Origin of the sequence: Mucilaginibacter flavidus, from assembly GCF_024055575.1 — a bacterium.
Taxonomy (GTDB): Bacteria; Bacteroidota; Bacteroidia; order Sphingobacteriales; family Sphingobacteriaceae; genus Mucilaginibacter; species Mucilaginibacter flavidus.
On the sequence record NZ_JAMXOE010000021.1, the window covers coordinates 69,957 to 88,084 of the forward strand.

11 protein-coding genes are annotated in these 18,128 nt (G+C 42.6%); 7 read left to right on the forward strand and 4 right to left on the reverse strand.

Annotation, left to right across the window (positions count from 1 at the left end; genetic code table 11):
- Positions 1 to 97 precede the first annotated feature (97 nt).
- Entirely contained in the window at positions 98 to 289 is a 192-nt protein-coding gene (locus NAF19_RS23740) for a cold-shock protein (RefSeq protein ID WP_252792842.1), read from the reverse strand.
- A gap of 321 nt (positions 290 to 610) precedes the next feature.
- Between NAF19_RS23740 and NAF19_RS23745 the strand changes: the two genes are divergently transcribed.
- Together NAF19_RS23745 and NAF19_RS23750 are read left to right on the forward strand one after the other, a co-directional pair.
- The gene (locus NAF19_RS23745; RefSeq protein WP_252792843.1) at positions 611 to 1,174 is read left to right on the forward strand and encodes a dihydrofolate reductase family protein; all 564 of its coding nucleotides are present in this window, start codon (positions 611 to 613) and stop codon (positions 1,172 to 1,174) included.
- Between the two features lie 248 nt (positions 1,175 to 1,422).
- A complete protein-coding gene (locus NAF19_RS23750) occupies positions 1,423 to 1,737 on the forward strand; it encodes a hypothetical protein (protein WP_252792844.1) in 315 nt (104 codons plus the stop codon).
- Positions 1,738 to 1,881: 144 nt separating this feature from the next.
- Here the strand turns inward: NAF19_RS23750 and NAF19_RS23755 are convergent, their stop codons facing one another.
- From NAF19_RS23755 to NAF19_RS23765, 3 genes are all read right to left on the reverse strand, one after another.
- Positions 1,882 to 5,025, reverse strand: coding sequence for a WD40/YVTN/BNR-like repeat-containing protein (locus NAF19_RS23755; protein WP_252792845.1), 3,144 nt, complete (start codon positions 5,023 to 5,025; stop codon positions 1,882 to 1,884).
- Between the two features lie 354 nt (positions 5,026 to 5,379).
- Positions 5,380 to 6,453, reverse strand: coding sequence for a phosphotransferase enzyme family protein (locus NAF19_RS23760; protein WP_252792846.1), 1,074 nt, complete (start codon positions 6,451 to 6,453; stop codon positions 5,380 to 5,382).
- A gap of 69 nt (positions 6,454 to 6,522) precedes the next feature.
- Complete coding sequence (locus tag NAF19_RS23765) at positions 6,523 to 7,569, reverse strand: LacI family DNA-binding transcriptional regulator (RefSeq protein ID WP_252792847.1); 1,047 nt, start codon at positions 7,567 to 7,569, stop codon at positions 6,523 to 6,525.
- Positions 7,570 to 7,812: 243 nt separating this feature from the next.
- On the opposite strand from NAF19_RS23765, the gene NAF19_RS23770 reads away from it, so the two are divergent.
- From NAF19_RS23770 to NAF19_RS23790, 5 genes are all read left to right on the forward strand, one after another.
- A complete protein-coding gene (locus tag NAF19_RS23770) occupies positions 7,813 to 8,883 on the forward strand; it encodes an aldose epimerase family protein (protein ID WP_252792848.1) in 1,071 nt (356 codons plus the stop codon).
- Positions 8,884 to 8,911: 28 nt separating this feature from the next.
- Positions 8,912 to 10,249 (forward strand): Gfo/Idh/MocA family protein, encoded by a 1,338-nt coding sequence (locus tag NAF19_RS23775; RefSeq protein WP_252792849.1) that lies wholly within the window; start codon positions 8,912 to 8,914, stop codon positions 10,247 to 10,249.
- A gap of 509 nt (positions 10,250 to 10,758) precedes the next feature.
- A complete protein-coding gene (locus NAF19_RS23780) occupies positions 10,759 to 13,797 on the forward strand; it encodes a SusC/RagA family TonB-linked outer membrane protein (RefSeq protein WP_252792850.1) in 3,039 nt (1,012 codons plus the stop codon).
- A 21-nt stretch (positions 13,798 to 13,818) separates the two neighbouring features.
- Complete coding sequence (locus NAF19_RS23785) at positions 13,819 to 15,447, forward strand: RagB/SusD family nutrient uptake outer membrane protein (protein ID WP_252792851.1); 1,629 nt, start codon at positions 13,819 to 13,821, stop codon at positions 15,445 to 15,447.
- A gap of 145 nt (positions 15,448 to 15,592) precedes the next feature.
- On the forward strand, positions 15,593 to 18,127 hold the full coding sequence (locus NAF19_RS23790) for a glycoside hydrolase family 2 TIM barrel-domain containing protein (protein ID WP_252792852.1): 2,535 nt from the start codon (positions 15,593 to 15,595) through the stop codon (positions 18,125 to 18,127).
- Position 18,128 lies beyond the last annotated feature (1 nt).

Below are 18,128 nucleotides of genomic sequence, written 5' to 3' on the forward strand. Positions count from 1 at the left end.
TGCAACAACAAAACATAAAATGTGCAGATTGGAATTTAAAAGTAAAAAAAAAGCATCTTCCCGTTAAGGAAGATGCCCACAATAATTTTTATAGGTATTAAGCTATTTGTACGTTTACTGCGTTAGGTCCCTTACGGCCCTCTTCAACATCAAAGTTAACAACGTTGTTCTCGCGAATGTTGTCAACCAGGCCGCTGGAATGAACAAAAATTTCGCTTCCGCCATTGCTGGGTGTAATAAATCCGAAACCTTTTGTCTCATTAAAAAATTTTACTGTTCCTTGTTGCATTATATAATATATTAATAAGCGTGCAAGGTACGAATAATATATGGGCTATTTTCTTTTTGGTGAAAGTATTTAACGGATATTTAATATACCTGACTGACTGTAATTGCAACTCCGGAATTTAAAACAAATAGTCGACATCAAAAATCTGATCCGATAATCAGAATGTTCCATAGTGTTCGGGGTGTTCCGCGTGTAAAAATGGAACGCTTTGCGGGTGTGTAAAAATCAGACCGGGCAGCAGGACTCACCCCTTTCCACATTTTCCATACCTTTTTCCCTATCTTTAATCAACACACGCGTACATCCCCAAACAACACGCCTATGCCAACAGATTCATTCAAAATAACTATCCATATGGTTTCAAGTCTTGACGGTTATATAGCCAAAAAAGACAATAGCATTTCGTGGTTTGAAACCACAGACAGCTACGAGCAGGGAGTTAGCGTTACTGAACAGGATGTGGCGGAATTTCTAAAAGCGATTGACTGCTACATAATGGGTTCCCGCACCTACGAACTTGCTTTGGAACTTTCAAAATCGTACGGCTGGGCCTACGGAGACACCCCTACTATTGTTTTAACTCACCGGACGCTGCCCGTTGAACGGCCGAACGTAGAAATTTATTCGGGCGACCTGGACAAACTGGTGAATGAACGGTTAAAACCAAACTACAAAAATGTTTGGGTTGTTGGAGGTGCTGCGCTTGTTAGGGATTTCGTCCGTTTAAATTTAGCCGACGAAATCAGGCAGTCAATACTGCCCATTATTTTAGGTGACGGAACGCCGTTTTTTGATCATTTAGGACAGGAACAAGCACTACACCTAAGAGACCTGAAGGCGTACAAGAACGGGATGGTGGAACTGTGCTACGAGGTAAGAAAATAATAGCACTGAACTGCATTGATCCTGCCCAATCCACAAATACCGGCGACAAGACTACAACCACGCTCTTGCTGCAGCAATTAAAAATAGTTGGATAGCTATTGCTTGTTTCGATTTTTTTTTGCGTAATTTTAGTATAGTCTATATCAACGGTTTAAATAACGGGATAAAGGCAAACTATTAACCCATTTGCAACGTTAGTTGTTATTATAATCCTAATTAAGATCAGTTTTTAACTTAAATAATTAGTCATGAGCCAAGTCAGTGAAATAAAATGTCCCGTTTGCGAAAAGTGGAGCAACTCGACAGGTAAAATGGATGAAAGATGCCCGAATTGCAACACACAATACAATGCGGGACGCCTGCAATATGAGGAAGAAAACAGAGTGAACGCAATCAGGATGAAAGAAAACAGTTACTTCGTTATAAAGGACACTGATGACCCTATTATGCAAATGTTTAAGCAGTTTGTAAACTGGCTGCGGTGGGCCACATTTTATGGAATATCAGTAATTTATGTTGCTATCGCCCTTATGATAATTGTGTTTGGCTTGGCTATGGTTTAAGATTATTTTTTCAACAGCCTTTGTGAGCGCTGTCGCGTGCAAGTATTAATAAACTAGATAATAAAACCCCTTAGCGATAAACTAAGGGGTTTCCTATTACACCTGCCTTTCCTCTTCTTAAAGCCTTGTTTTTTTGATTGCCTGCTATTCTTTAACGCTGATTGGAGGAACCTGTTTATCCAATATCATTTTATTAAGGGCAGGGATGTCGCTATTTATCACCTGGTTTAGTTTGGCAAATTGCACGTCGCACAAACCGGCCAGTTCGGTAAACGTTTCTTTTGCCTGCTTGCTTGGCGGGTTTTCTCCGCTGTTTGCCACACCGTACAACCCGGCAAGCTTATCGTTTAAGCGGATAGGATAATTGAGTACATCCTGGCCACTTTTGGCTTTTGTTTGATAAAGCGCTTCTTCAATAGCTGTTAGTTTTTTGTTGATCGTATCAGCTAAAGTTTTTATCTCTTTTGTAGCCGGCTTGTCTATCCTCGCTGCAAAATCACCTATCTGAGTTCTTAAAGTGCGAATATTTTTAATAGCCTTTTGCACTTCGTTGTACTTGTCCCTTACCTGTAATAAAAACCCAACCTTGTCATCGTAATCAGCAGTTGTAAGGTCGTATTGCGGGTTTGACTTAATAACAAACGGAACATCTACCGAATCTTTCTCCAGCCGGAAACGGGCTGAATAGGTGCCCGGTGCCGCCTTAACCTGCCCGACACCACCATTCCATAAAATCATCCCGTCTATCTTTTCGCCTGCCGGGTAAAGCATATCCCAAACAAACCGGTTTAGCCCCGGATTAAAGTCAAGTTTGTCTTTCTCTTCCTTCGCTTTGCGGCTAAAGGTTTTGATCGGCTTATTCTGTTTATCAAATATCGTCACTGATACATTTGACGAGTCGGTTACATGTTTTAAATAGTAATTAAATACTACGCCTTTTATAGGGTTTGCTCCAGCGTTATGTAACACTGTTTTACCGCGCACATACCCGTAATCATCCCCTCTTTGCCTGTAACTGTCATTAACCGCAAATACTTTTAAATCTGTGGCGGGCAATTCATCAGCCTTTTGCTGGATTAAGCTTAAGTCATCAATTACCCAAAAAGCCCGTCCTTGCGTAGCAACAATCAGGTCGTTGTTTTTTATAGTCAGGTCAGTTACAGGTACCTCAGGAAGGTTTAGCTGAAATTTCTTCCAGTTGTCGCCACCGTCATAGCTAATATACATCCCATATTCTGTGCCTGCATACAATAAGCCGGGCCGTTTCTTATCTGCTCGCAGTGCTCTTGTAAAATGCATACTGTTTATACCTTTTGTAATTAGTTTCCAGCTGCTGCCGTAGTCTTCGGTTTTAAAAATGTAAGGTGTAAAATCATCCAGTTTATATTTGGTGCCTACAAAATAAGCTGTTCCTTTATTAAACGGATCGGTTTCCACGGAATTCCACATCATCCATTTGCCGGCCGCCGGGGGGGTTACATTTTTCCAGTTTTTGCCACCATCCCGGCTAACGTTAATGAGGCCGTCATCGCTGCCCGTCCATAACAGGTCCTTTTCAAGAGCCGACTCGGCAGCAGTAAAAATGGTACAATAATATTCAACCGAAGTATTGTCTTTGGTAATTGGGCCACCGCTTGGTCCTTGCTTTGATTTGTCGTTGGTAGTTAAATCCGGGCTGATCATTTCCCAGCTTTGGCCCTGGTTTTCTGTTACGAACAGGTGATTTCCGGCCGTATACAACCTTTTAGGATTGTTGGGAGAAAAGAAGATTGGAAAATTCCATTGAAAACGATATTTCAGCACATCAGCGCCCGCACCCATTGGATTATCAGGCCAAACATTAATAGCCCGGTTCTCGCCGGTTTTATGATCAAGCCTCGAAATGTAGCCCCCATAGTTACCGCCATACACTATATCAGGATTCAAGGGATCGGCCACAACATAACCGCTCTCGGCGCCGGCAGTTGCCTCCCAGTCGTTGTCGGTAATACCGGCAGGACTTCCCGAGCTGCTCCTTATCCTTATGGTAGAGTTATCCTGTTGCGCACCAAGTATGCGGTAAGGAAAAGAATTGTCTGTTGTTACCCGGTAAATTTGCGCTGTAGGCTGGTTGTTGAGTGTGCTCCATGAGCTGGCTGCATCAAAACTCACCTGCGCACCACCATCATCTGCAACAATCATTCTCCGGCCGTCTTCGGGGTCTATCCATAAATCATGGTGGTCGCCATGCGGGGTGTCCATGCTTTTAAAAGTTTTACCGCCATCAGTACTGCGCATAAACTCCACATTGGGGCAATAAACAAGGTTTTCATTTGCAGGGTCAACAATAACTTTATTGTAATACCAGGCCCGCTGCCTTATGTTATTGTCGCTGCTGGTTAAAACCCAGCTTTCGCCGCCATCCTCACTCATAAACAAACCGCCTTTGGCGTTTTCTATAAGCGTATACAATTTATCGGTATTACTGGGTGCAACAGCAATGCTTACTATGCCCCAAACGCCTTTCGGCAATCCTTTTTTTGTCGATATATTTTTCCATGTCTCCCCGCCGTCGGTGCTTTTATACAAGCCGCTGCCCTCGCCCCCGCTTTCCATGCTATAGGGCGTGCGCCGAACCGTCCACGTACCGGCATATAAAATGGAGGGGTTACCGGGATCAAGTGTTAAGTCGGAACAGCCGGTATTATTGTTTACAAACAAAGTCCGCCGCCAGCTTTTTCCACCATCGGTTGTTTTGTAAACACCGCGTTCGTCGCTCGGCCCAAACAAGTGCCCCATTGATGCCACCCATACTTTATCTGGGTCGAGCGGATCGATTACAATTCTCACAATATGGCGGGCATCTTTAAGACCCAAATTGAACCAACTGCGGCCTCCATCATTACTTCGCCATAAACCGTGTAAGCCTTCCGATACGTTTCCTCTAAGCGTATTTTCTCCTTCACCCACATATACAATAGCCTCATTGCTTGGAGCTACGGCAACCGAACCGATTGTGCCGCCGAAATACTTATCCGAAATATTTTTCCAGTTAGCGCCGCCGTCTGTGGTTTTCCAGACTCCTCCCCCTGTTGCACCAAAGTAAAAAATATTTTTACTCTTATAACTCCCGGCTGCGGCACCGCTGCGCCCGCCACGGAAAGGGCCTATTTCACGATATTTGGTAGTTGAGTAATAAATAGAATCAGCGTTTTTTTGTTGCGAAGCTGCTTTGCTTTTTTGCTGCCCAAAAGACGCAATTACAACCAGAAGAACCGAGGCCGTAATTAGTATTGCTTTTTTAAACATAGTTGTTATGATTATTTTTTTGCTGATTAAAGGGTTAGTACCGAAAACGATAAATTAAAATTCAAGTCTGTAGTAAATCTGGATAAATGGCATTTGTATAAGTGCCAATAAAATCACCCTCAAATTAGGGTTATTTTTTAAAAATACCAGCTAAGTAATTTAAAAATCTCAAATCATAATCATCAATAAAAAAATTGCCCAACCGTTGGACGAAATGGCCAAACAGCTATTTAAAATGCTGCTTGATAAACTTGAAAACAGGGTGCGCCTTAAAGATTTAAGTAAGGTTATTATACAGCCTGAGTTAATTTTGAGAGGATCAACCAAATCTATATAATTCAAATTCGCTTAGCTTCAAATGGCACTAAAGGCCGCATTTTCAATTTGCTTAATATTATTATGGAACCTGTCCTCAGCTTCAAAATATCTTTTTAACAGCGTTAATTGATTTTGCGTCCTTACCAGGTTGTGGCCTTCGTATTGGGTATGGTAATAAATATCGCCATTCAAAAAATCGGCTAAAAAGCGGATGGCTTGCATATATATCATGAATTTACCTGAGTAAATGAACAGGTCTTTTTCCGCTGCAGTTAAAGTCCCTCCCATTTCTGCCATGTACCCTTTGTAAACAGCTATAAAGTAATCGTCGTTTATCTTCACTTTGCTCAAATCCCGCTCCTCTTCATTTGCAGGTGAAAGATAGGTGCGCATCATATCACCAACATCGCTAATAAAATAGCCGGGCATTACGGTGTCAAGGTCAATTACGCAAAGGCCGCAATTATTATCGTCAAATAGTATGTTATTGATTTTTGTATCGTGATGAATAACCCGCTTAGGTATCTTTTTTCCATCCACCAATTGCTTATACACGCCGGCAATATCAATATTAGCCTCAATCTGCAAAATTTCGGCAGCCGCGCTCTTCAGTCTTTCTTCACCCGCATTTGCCAATGCTGTTTTAAATTGTTCGACCCGTAGTGTCAGGTTATGGAAATCGGTTAGTGTATATTTTAATTTTTCCGGGTCAAAATCCTTCAGCAACCTGGTGAATTTTCCAAATTGCCTGGCGGCCTCATACGCTTGTTTATCCTCCTCAATAAAATCAACCGTATGCGAATTTTTAATAAACGGCGACAACCGGTAATAGTTACTCCCATCTTCGGTTAAATACGTACCACTTACGGTTGGCAACGGGGCTGCAAAAAGATATTCGGGGGCTGTTTGCCTCAGATAGTTTTCTAAGCTCACCAAATTATTGGCAATATCCTGCGGCGTCTTAAATACATTTTTATTTATCCGCTGCAATATGTATTGATGGCCATTGCCCGACACCTTCCAGGTATAATTAATTAAACCGGAACCAAAAGGTGTTGTATTGTAATTTGCGGGTGTTAAGCCGAAAGCGTTTAGGATATTATCCATCATAAGGGGTTACAAAAACTCAAATTTAGTCAATAGCTAATTTATAATGGTGCGCAAACGTTTGACCGTTTTTTATTTGCCTTTAAATCCGGTCATACTACTGTTTTCAACCAACTGCGATTCGATGATAATTTTATAATATGCTGTCTGCTCAGTAACCCCCTGGTGCTTTTGTGCTAGCAGGTCAAGTAATATATCGGCAGCTTTTTGGCCTTGCAGGTATGGAAATTGCTCAACAGACGCCGCAGGGATACTTTCCATATAATTAATAAGCGGCAAATTAGCATAACTCACAAATTCAAGATCCTCGTTTATTTTCAATTTCAAATTCGTTGCGTGTTTAATAGCAAAAAGTGCCACATAGTCGTTAAACGTAACAATTGCAGTGGGTTTCCTCTTACTGGCCAGTAGTTCATCCAGCGCGGCTTGCGTACTCGGCTCTGTCAGGTCGCACGATACAATCAGCGATGGGTCGAACTTCAGGCGGTTCTTGATCATAGCCTTAATATAGCCTTCTTTTCTTTCCCCGCTGGCAGAAAGCGTAGCCGGACCGTTTATCATCCCGATGGAACGATGCCCCTTTTTTAACAGGTAACTTACCGCGTCAATTGTGCCTATTTCCATATTGCATGCCACATAATGAATGTTTTGCATTGCAGGGATACGGTCAAAGAATACAATAGGGATATCGTATTGCCTTAGGTTATCGAAATGCTGGTACGACGATGTATTTTTACTAACTGAAACCAGGAGCCCATCGACCCGGTGATTTTTCATTTTTTCCACCAGTTGTTTTTCTTTTTGCTCATCGTCGTGCGACTGGGCCAGCAAAACGGTATAGTTTCGTTTATAGGCACAATCCTCTATAGCGCTAATAGCCGATGAAAAAAAAGCTTCGGAAAGCTCGGGTAATATAACACCAATAGTAAGGGTACGGCCCTGCTGTAAAAAAATCGCCGTCTGATTTGGTTCGTAATTCAGCTCACTGGCCAGTTTTTTTACCTTTTGGCGCGTGGTTAGCCCAATGCTCGGATGATCGTGCAGCGCCCTGGAAACCGTTGATATGGATATTTTTAATAACTGGGCAATTTCCTTTATGGTAGCTGGCTTTGATCGCATTGACTGAAGGGTTTAATAATTACCGGAAATAAATTTAAAATTACCGTTTTTTAATAACGACGGTAAATAAACGACATTTTTTTCAAACGTTTGCGCCAGTTAGTTTCTGTAAATCAATTAGCAGGTAAAAAAAAATAATCAAACGTTTGCGTGATAAAAAGTAAATTTCACCCAGTGATAATGCTTAATTTCAAAAATTAAATAGCGCTATTAACCATAAGCAACTAACTGATAATATTAAATATGAGTACCTTAAAACCCACTGCGGAACAGTGGGGAGTTCTAAATGGCCAGGATGTTTTCCTGTATCGTTTGCAAAATTCAAACGGTCTTAAGGTTGATATTACCAATTTCGGCGCAACCGTAACCGCAATTTCCACACCCGACAGGAAAGGCAATTTCGCTGATATTGCTTTTGGATTTGATGATTTAGATGGCTACGTAAATGATAGCCATTACGTTGGCGCTATTGTCGGCCGTTATGCAAACCGGATAAACGGAGGCCTGGTTGAGCTTGATGGAAAGTTTCACCAGCTAACCGTTAAACCGGGTGGCTACCACCATCACGGCGGCACCGTTGGGTTCAATAAAAAGGTGTGGAGATCGACCCCGATTATAAATGATGGTTGCCCGGCGGTCGAGATGGAATACATGAGCCCGGATGGCGAAGAGGGATTCCCAGGAAATTTACTCGCGAAAGTAACCTATACTTTAAATAACGAAAACCAGCTTATTGTTGATTTTTCAGCAAAAACCGATAGCACAACCCTGCTTAATTTAACGCAGCATACCTATTTCAACCTGGCGGGACATGCAAGCGGCAGCATACTTGGGCACGAGTTGATGATGCCCTTAAACAATTATTTACCTGTAAATAAAAACCAGGTGCCACACGGTGAAATAGCGCCTGTTGACGGCACCCCTTTTGATTTTAAAAGCCCCAAAACCATTGGTAAAGATATCAGCGCCGATGATGAGCAGCTAAATTTAAGCGACGGGTACGATCACAGCTGGGTAATTAAAACAAAAAACTCGGGCGAGCTGAAGCTGGCGGCACAGGCAACAGAACCAGTAAGCGGCCGTGTTTTGACAGTTTATACAACTGAACCGGCAGTTCACCTTTATCCGGGTAATGCTTTGGATGGCGCGGTTGGTAAAGGTGGTGCTGTATATACCCGTCGAAGCGGCTTTTGCCTCGAAACGCAGCAATATCCCGATTCGCCTAATCATCCTCATTTTCCAAACACCGTTTTACGGGAAGGTGAAGTATTTAAAAGCAAAACCATTTTTGAATTTGGAATAACCAGCAATTAAAAAACAACTAAAACTAATAACTTAACATATGGAAAGAAGAGAGTTTATAAGAGCGGGAGCAATAGCCGCCGCAGGATTTACAATTTTACCATCAGGCAGCCTCTTTGCAAATTCGGCCAGCGGCAAAGTACGTTTAGGCTACATAGGTGTGGGAGCACGCGGCATGAGCCACATAGCCGAAGGCCTATTACGCGATGATGTTGAAATTGTAGCCATTTGCGATATCCAGGAACGTTCGTTAAAAAGATGCCGCGAGTATATCGCAAAAAAAGGCAAACCTGCTGCAGTTGAATATACAGGTGGCCTGGATGCATATAAAAAATTGCTCGACCGGAAAGACATTGATGCCGTAATTATTGCCACGCCATGGCAGTTTCATCACCCGCAATCTATCGATGCTATGAAAGCAGGTAAATATGTTGGTTGTGAAGTAATAGCCGGCTTAACCGTTGAAGAGCACTGGGACATTGTACACACCTCGGAAAAAACAGGCATCCCTTACATGACGCTTGAAAACGTATGTTATCGCCGCGATGTGATGGCGGCTCTAAACATGTCGAGACAGGGTTTGTTTGGCGAACTGGTGCACGTTGAAGGCGGTTACCAGCATAACCTGCGCGACGTACTTTTTAACGGCCCGGACGGCGTTACGTTCGGCCCGGATGCTACCAGCGAAGCACAGTGGCGCACACAGTTCAATATCGACCTCGACGGCGACCTTTACCCAACCCACGGCGCCGGGCCATGCATGCATTACATTGATATTAACGCAGGCAACCGCTTTACCAGCCTGTCGTCATTCAGCTCAAAAGCAAGAGGATTGGCCGCATATGTGGAAGAAAAAGCGCCGGGAAATAAAAATGCAAAAATCAAATACAAAGAAGGCGATGTGGTGCAAACCATGATCAATTGCGCCAATGGCGAAACAGTATTATTAACGCATGACACCCATTTGCCCCGCCCCTATTCATTAGGTTTCAGGGTACAGGGAACAAAAGGCTTGTGGATGGATGTAAATCAAAGTATTTATATCGATCATAAATCGAAAGAGGACGATAGCTGGGATCCTGCGCAGCAATGGTTTGAAAAATATGACCACCCGCTTTGGAAAAAGTATGAAACGTTTGCCGCAGGCGCAGGTCATGGCGGTATGGATTGGTTTGTTTTTAACGCCTTTGTTGAATCGGTGAAACAAAAGAAACAAACACCTATTGATGTTTATGATTCCGTGACCATGAGTGTGATATCGCCGCTGTCCACAAAATCAATAAAAGAAGGAAATGCCGTACAGGAATTCCCTGATTTTACAAAAGGCAAATGGAAGGATCGCAAAAACACATTCGCGATTGATGACAGCGGTTTTTAATAGGCTACAGTAAAGAATTGAGTTCAGTTGATTGATAGTTTCCTTGCGTAACAACACCCGGAGGGGAAGCCCTCCGGGATTTTTTTTGCTTTAGATTTAAAAAAGTCCGTCTCATAGCATCTATGGGGCGGCTTTTTATGTAAGGATTTGATAGTGCAATTGCTTTTTTTTCTATAGAGATAGTGGCCACAATACACTAAGTGATTTTATATCACCTGCAACTCTTCTCCGGAATGCCCTAGCATCCACGAACAAACGTTTGCGTGAAATTTATTCCTTAGCCAGCTATCCAACTCCGGCTACTTGTCTGCAAACGTCCAACGACACACTCATTTATGCCATTTATAGCGTAAAAACGCAACTTTAATAATAACTGTCAAACAAACGTTTGCGCTTAGTTAGCGGGCGCATTTATTAGGCATTCACTTCACACCTTCCTACCTTGACATCGAATTAGCCCCCAGCTAGTTTATGTTAGTCAACAATTTTATAAACCAAATTAATACACTATGAACAAATTTTACAAGAGACAAGCTTTTTTAACCGGCTTGTTGTTAATGTTCTCAATAATGGCTTTTGCCCAGGCAAGGGTTACAGGCATTGTTAAGGACACCGAGGGGCAACTAATGCCCGGGGTTACGGTTGCCGTAACCGGTACAACAAATGCAGTAAGCACCACAGTCGACGGCAAATTCTCCATCGACGCACCGGCAAATGGCAACTTAAAGTTCTCATTTATAGGCTACGAAACTAAAAATGTGAATATTGACGGTAAAACCAACCTTGAAGTTGTTTTATCAGCATCGTCAAAAACGTTAAACGAAGTTGTTGTAGTAGGCTACGGCACACAGAAAAAAGTAAACCTTACAGGTGCCGTGTCAGTAGTTAACGCTGCCCAGTTAGAGAACAGGCCGGTTACAGGTGTTACCAATGCCCTGCAGGGTACTGTGCCGGGCGTTACTATCACTTCCAATAATGGCCAGCCGGGCTTTGATGCAGGCAGCATCAATATTAGGGGGCAATCGTTAAACAGTACCGCAGTGCTGATAGTTATTGACGGCGTTATCTCAAGCACAGGAGATATGAACGCTATAAATGCAGATGATATTGATAATATCTCTGTGTTAAAGGATGCAGCATCAGCATCAATTTACGGAAACCGGGCCGCCGGTGGTGTTATTGTAATTACCACCAAAAAAGGCAAGAAAAACACAGCGCAAATAACTTACAGTAATTATTTTGGCAAGAATAAGGCTGTAGCGTTGCCTGATTATCTTCCATCATGGCAAGCAGCGACTATGTATGACGAAGCGAGGATTAATGAAGGAAAGACCGCTGTTTATACTAATGCCCAGATCCAAAAGTTTAAAGATGCCTCAGACCCTTTTAACTATCCAAACACCGATTGGTTAAAGCTATTTTATAGCGGAAACGGTTTTCAGCAAAATCACTATGTAGGGGTAAACGGCGGCGGTGATAAAACAACTTATGCTATCTCTATAGGCTATTTTGATGAGAATGGTATTACACCGAAGACCAATACACAGCGTTATACCGCGCGAATGAACCTTAACACCCAGGTGAAAGATAATTTATCTGTTTTTGGTTACTTGTCTTATACTTACCAGCCACTTACGGAGCCACAAAGCTCATTATCTGCCGACCAGGGTTTTGGCCAGGTTATCCGCCAGTTTAACCGGATCTCCCCCATAATACCTGCCTATTATCAGAATGGTCAATATGGCCACATTGCTGATGGCAGCCCTTTAGCATGGCTCAATTCACCATCATTCGATGATCACAAAGCCTATAATTTCCAGGGTAGTTTTGGTGCCGATTGGGAAATACTTAAAGGCTTGCATTTCAAACCATCATTAAACTACAAGCTCAATTCAAGCCAAAACGATAATTTTGTATCGGCTATACAGTATTATAATCCTGATGGCTCAGTTAGCGGTCAGCCAAACATTAGTAACGCAACCGATAGCTATAGCAGGCATACCTATATTGCCCCACAAGCGCTGTTAGAATACGGCACCAAAATAGGCGACCATGCCATTAAAGCCTTAGCAGGTGTTTCGCAGGAATATCACGGTTATTATAACCTTTCGGGTTATAGACAAGGTTTTTTAAACAACTCTTTAAGTAACCTTAATGCAGCGCCTACAACCGGCCAAACAACATCAAACAATACTTACGATGTTGCGCAGCGGTCGCTGTTTGGCAGGGTTAACTATGATTATAAAGGCAAATACCTTTTAGAGGGTGATATTCGTTACGACGGATCATCACGTTTTGCTCCGGCCAATCGTTGGGGTGTGTTTCCGGGTGCTTCGGCCGGATGGCGTGTATCTGAAGAAGATTTCTTTAAAAATTTAAAATCTACCGTTTCAAATTTGAAATTGCGGGCATCATGGGGAAAATTAGGTAACCAGGATATTGCCGGTTACTATCCTACTATCGCCACCGTAAGTTCAGGTTTAAACTACCCGTTCGGCGGTATTGTTGTTGGCGGTGTAGGTCCTACCGCAGGGGTTGATCCTGCCATTGTATGGGAAAAAACCACGCAAACAGATATTGGTCTGGATGCCGACTTCTTAAATGTGTTCACCCTTAGCGCCGATTATTTTATTAAAAAAACAAGTGATGTTTTATACCAGGTAACATTGCCTGCAACGTATGGGCTTACTGCGCCCTATGTAAACGGCTCTACTTATCAAAATAAAGGCTGGGAAGTAGCTTTAACTTATCATGACAAGGCTGGTGACTTTAGCTGGAACGTTACAGGAAACGCCTCATTTATAAAAAACAAGGTAACCCAATTAGGAACCACTAATGCACCGCAAATAAGCGGCCCGTATATAACAGAAGTTGGCCAGCCACAGAGTTCTTTTTATGGGTACCAGGCCGAAGGCATATTTCAAAATGCCGGGCAGGTAAGCGCACATGCGAGCCAAACAGGAATAAGCCCGACCACTGCTCCCGGGGACATAATGTATAAAGACCAGAACGGCGACAATAAAATAGACGCTTCAGACAGGATCGTTTTAGGCTCGCATTTCCCAAAAGTGACGTTCGGTTTAAATTTAAATGTGAACTGGAAACAATTCGATCTTACCGGATTTTTCCAGGGAGCAGCCGGTGTTAAAAATTACATATCCGGTATCGCCCTTGGCACAAATGGAATTGCCACAGGAAAACCTACATCGGCTATGCTCGATAGCTGGTCAACAACTAATACCGGCGCTTCATTTCCACGCTTGTGGTTAAACTACAGGCAAAACGATCCTGCTTCAACCTATTCATCGTTCTGGATCAGAAATGCCAGTTACCTACGCTTAAAAAATATCCAGTTCGGATATTCGCTGCCAACTACATGGGCACAGAAGATCGGTGTAAAAAAACTTAGAGTGTACTATAGCGGGCAAAATATCCTGACGTTCACCAGCTTTTACAAATGGATAGATCCGGAAGCACCTGGAGGCGAAAGCGGATACAGCTTCCCGCAGGTAAAGATTAATTCTCTAGGCTTAAACGTAACTTTTTAAGACCCTCAAAATTTAAAAATCATGAAAAAGAACTTCGTTTTAAATATATTAGCAGTATCCCTGTTATTCACAGCCTGCAAAAAGGACTTTTTAAGCAGGGAGCCGCAGGATGCTTATAGCAACGCCAGCTTGTGGACATCGGCAAGCGATGCCAGTGCTGCACTGGCAGGTGTTTACAACGGTTCATCCGTTACTTATGCCAATGAGGCTGGCTGGGCGACCGCTACATGGATGATTTACCTTGATTGTACATCAGACAATGCTTACAACCAATACCCCTGGGAAGGTTTCCAGGCTTATGGCAACGGGTCCGTTAATCCCTCAACAGGCGATGCCTCTGCTTACAATTATAGCGGGATAACCAGGGCTAATTTCTTTTTGGCAAACATTGGTAAAACACCTATGGATGCAACATTGAAGGCAAATATGATAGCACAAGTGAGATTTATCCGCGCCTATCAATATTTTTTAATGAGCCAGTTATATGGCGATGTTCCATTGGTAACAACCATACTTACCCCCGCTCAGTCAATTACTTCAGTACGTACTCCAAAAGCAGAAGTAATTAAATTTATATTGAGTGAGCTTACTGCAGCCGCTGCCGATTTGCCGGCTACCAATAATTCCGGCGACGGCCACATAACCAAAGGCGCGGCTTTTGCCTTAAAAGCAAGAGTTGATTTATTTAACGGAAACTATGCAGACTGCGTTGCCGACTGCCAGGAAGTAACCAAATTGGGCTATTCATTGTATCCTAGTTATGCCGACCTATTCCGCATGACAGCCCAACTTAACAACCCTGAAATAATTGCATCGGTTCAGTATGTGGAAAACCCTTCTGCTAACGCGAATAACGTATTAGGAGTTATGCCGTCAAACTCGTCCGGGGGATGGTCATCTATTGATCCTACACAAAACCTGGTGGATGCATATGATATGGACAACGGCAAGCCCATAACCGATCCGGCGTCGGGTTATGATGCATCTAATCCTTATGCACATCGGGATCCACGTCTTGCGGCTACAATTTTATATCCGGGTGCGCCCTTTAAACAAGCCGGGGCCACAACAAATACGTACTTCGATCCAATGACCCCTTCGTCTCCCGACTATTACGCAAGTGGCAATAATACAACGCCAAGCGGCTATATAGTAAACAAATTCACATCAAATCTTAGTGACTTTGATAACCTGTTTCAAAGTGGTTTAAATATTACCGTTCTGCGTTATGCAGAAGTTTTATTGTCTGATGCGGAAGCCAAAATAGAGCTTGGTAAAATTGATGCCTCTGTTTATGCTGACATTAACATGGTTCGCAACAGGGCCGGGCTGCCGTCCGTCGACCAGTCTGTTTATAACAATCAAACTAGCTTACGGGCCCTGGTACGCAATGAACGAAGGGTTGAATTGGCGTTTGAAGGGTTACGCTTTTTTGACATCCAGCGTTGGAAAATTGGTTCGCAGGCAATGAACGGAACTGTTTATGGCGCTAAAGTAGGCACTGTTGATCCGGCTACGGGTAAGTATACCCCAACCGGCGCGCCGTTAGTACTTGAAACCAGGACGTTTGCAGATAAGAATTATTTATGGCCAATACCACAATCGGAAATTGACATTGATAAAAGTCTGAAGCAAAATCCGGGTTATTAAAAGGCCCTTTTATCGGAAACGACACAAAGGTGAGTATCACCAGGAAAATATTTCGGGGATGAGATCCTGAGATTTAGTTGATTACCTGCATCCCGGCCAGTCCGGGATGCTAAATTTGTTCCATGCTTTACCAATAAAATACAATATGAAGAAACTTTTTACAGCTATTGTTTATCTCATTTGTTGCTGTTCTGCAAACGCCCAGCAATTTGCGCGCAGCACTATTAACTTTAACAATAACTGGGAAATGTTCAGGGTTGATTCTTTGGTAAAATCTAAGACTACGCTTGTAGTTAGAAACAGCACTTCCTTTTCGTCTCAATTTAACCAGGAAAATATTAAAAAAAAGAATATATCTGCAGATAGTATTATTCTTGATGAGGTAAAAGAAGCTACAAATGGCTTTGAAGTCGAATATCCAAAAATCAAAGCTTTAAAATGGGAAAAAATATCCTTGCCACACCCTGTAAAATATGAAGAGGAATTAAATCCCGGTATCAACCAGTTTACCGGCATCTGTTATTACAGGAAGCGGTTTACAGTTCCTGCAAATTACAAAAACAAGCGCATTTCTCTCCGTTTTGAAGGGGCGATGCAAACGGCCACAGTATGGGTTAACGGAAAATTTGTGACTCAGCACCAAGGTGGGTATTTACCATTTATTGTATCGCTTGATAACTGCATAAACGGAATTGATAAAAATGAGATTGTAGTTCGGCTGGACAACAGGGACAATAAAAATGTTCCCCCGGGCAAGCCATTGGCTACTTTGGGGTTCCTTTATTGGAGCGGGATTTACCGGAATGTGCGGTTGATTGAAACTAACCCGGTTCATGTAACTGACCCTACTGACGCAAATACAGTTGCAGGTGGCGGTGTTTTTGCAAGGTCTGAAAATATATCTTCAAAAAGCGCAGATGTGATCATTAAGACACAGGTTAAAAACTCCTCGCCTTTTAAGGTATCTTCCTTAATCGTAAAACAGGTTCTTTTCAATTCAAGGACTAAGTCTCAATTACAGTCAAATACCTCTAAGTTTGAACTGACCGGCAATAATGTTAAGGAGTTGGAGCAGAAAATTACCGTGCCAATGCCTGACCTTTGGTCTCCTGATCAGCCTAATCTTTACCTGCTTAAAACAGAAATATGGAGCAATGGTCAGTTGGCCGATAATTTTTCGCAGAAAATTGGCATCCGAAAACTAGCGTACAGCAGGTCTGAAGGATTTAAGCTGAACGATAAACCGCTGCGGATAGTTGGTACCAACAGGCACCAGGATTGCCCGTTTATTGGTAATGCATTATCTGATGCGGCACAATACCGCGATCTGAAAAGAATAAAAGACGCCGGAATTAATTTCATAAGGCTGTCACACTATCCCCAGGATCCTTCTGTGTACAGCATTTGTGATTCTTTAGGCATAATGCTGGGCGATCCTATTCCCGGCTGGCAATTTTTCAACAACAATGACATCTTTAAGGACAGGGTTTTCTCAGATATCAGGCAGATGATAAGGAGGGACAGGAACCATCCTTCAGTTATTATGTGGGAAGTAAGTTTAAATGAAACTTATCCATCCGATGATTTTCGAATAAAGTCTTCAGAAATTGCTCATGAAGAATATCCCGGTGATAACTTTTTTACCTGCGGCGACACTTATGCCGCAAAACACACCCAATGGGACGTTCCCTTCAATAGCTGGATCGACCCGTTTGGTAGGCCACAGGACGTACAGCCCGAAAGCCCCGGTTTTGTAAGGGAATATGGCGATTATGAATTTGGCGGATCATCATCAACCACAAGGGAAAACCGGAGCAACGGAGAAAAAGCACTATTACAAAATGCCTGGAATTTACAATGGGAGCATAATCTTTTAAGAGGCCCTGCCTATTATCCATGGACGATCGGGGATGCTACCTGGGCGTTTTTTGACGGATTTGAAGCGTTCAGTAAAACCACTTCAGATTGGGGAATGATGGACGTGTACCGCTTACCGAAATTCAGCTATTATTTTTTTAAAAGTCAGCTAGACCCAAGCGGGGATAACAAACCTATGGTTTACATTGCCAACTGGTGGACCCCTGCCAATAAACCCGAAAACGTGATTATTTATTCAAATTGCGATGAATTAGCCTTGTATATAAATGGCAAATTCATAAAGAAACAACGCCCGGATTCAGGACCGGATACAGACTATGGCGACTTTGAAAAAGGTGGAAATGCTTTTGACGGTGGGAATTCCACCAACCTAACCCATCCCCCATTTACTTTTAAAAACATAAATTGGCAAAGCGGCGACGTAAAAGCTATTGGATTTATAAACGGTAAAAAAGTAACCGAACAAACTGTTAAAACTCCTCTTGCAAAAACCCAACTCAAATTAATTGCAGACACGCAAGGTCAGCCTTTGCAGGCTGACGGAGCAGACGCTATTTTTGTGCATGCACAAACAACAGATAAAAATGGTACCATTATGTGTTTGGATAATGAAACAAAAGTTCATTTTTCAATAAGTAATAATGGTAAAATAATAGGACCGGCCACGGTAACGGCACGCGGAGGGATTGCCTCAATTTTAGTAAGGGCGAACAATAAAACAAGTTTAATAACTATTACTGCCGATGTGCAAAATTTAAAGGGAGCAAAGCTTATTATTGCAGCCCTTGTAAAGAAGAATTAAT

What these genes read in the sequence shown, in the direction of transcription:
- NAF19_RS23740 (WP_252792842.1), bottom strand. Translation starts at nt 289, where the DNA reads ATGCAACAAGGAACAGTAAAATTTTTTAATGAGACAAAAGGTTTCGGA.
- NAF19_RS23745 (WP_252792843.1), top strand. Translation starts at nt 611, where the DNA reads ATGCCAACAGATTCATTCAAAATAACTATCCATATGGTTTCAAGTCTT.
- NAF19_RS23750 (WP_252792844.1), top strand. Translation starts at nt 1,423, where the DNA reads ATGAGCCAAGTCAGTGAAATAAAATGTCCCGTTTGCGAAAAGTGGAGC.
- NAF19_RS23755 (WP_252792845.1), bottom strand. Translation starts at nt 5,025, where the DNA reads ATGTTTAAAAAAGCAATACTAATTACGGCCTCGGTTCTTCTGGTTGTA.
- NAF19_RS23760 (WP_252792846.1), bottom strand. Translation starts at nt 6,453, where the DNA reads ATGATGGATAATATCCTAAACGCTTTCGGCTTAACACCCGCAAATTAC.
- NAF19_RS23765 (WP_252792847.1), bottom strand. Translation starts at nt 7,569, where the DNA reads ATGCGATCAAAGCCAGCTACCATAAAGGAAATTGCCCAGTTATTAAAA.
- NAF19_RS23770 (WP_252792848.1), top strand. Translation starts at nt 7,813, where the DNA reads ATGAGTACCTTAAAACCCACTGCGGAACAGTGGGGAGTTCTAAATGGC.
- NAF19_RS23775 (WP_252792849.1), top strand. Translation starts at nt 8,912, where the DNA reads ATGGAAAGAAGAGAGTTTATAAGAGCGGGAGCAATAGCCGCCGCAGGA.
- NAF19_RS23780 (WP_252792850.1), top strand. Translation starts at nt 10,759, where the DNA reads ATGAACAAATTTTACAAGAGACAAGCTTTTTTAACCGGCTTGTTGTTA.
- NAF19_RS23785 (WP_252792851.1), top strand. Translation starts at nt 13,819, where the DNA reads ATGAAAAAGAACTTCGTTTTAAATATATTAGCAGTATCCCTGTTATTC.
- NAF19_RS23790 (WP_252792852.1), top strand. Translation starts at nt 15,593, where the DNA reads ATGAAGAAACTTTTTACAGCTATTGTTTATCTCATTTGTTGCTGTTCT.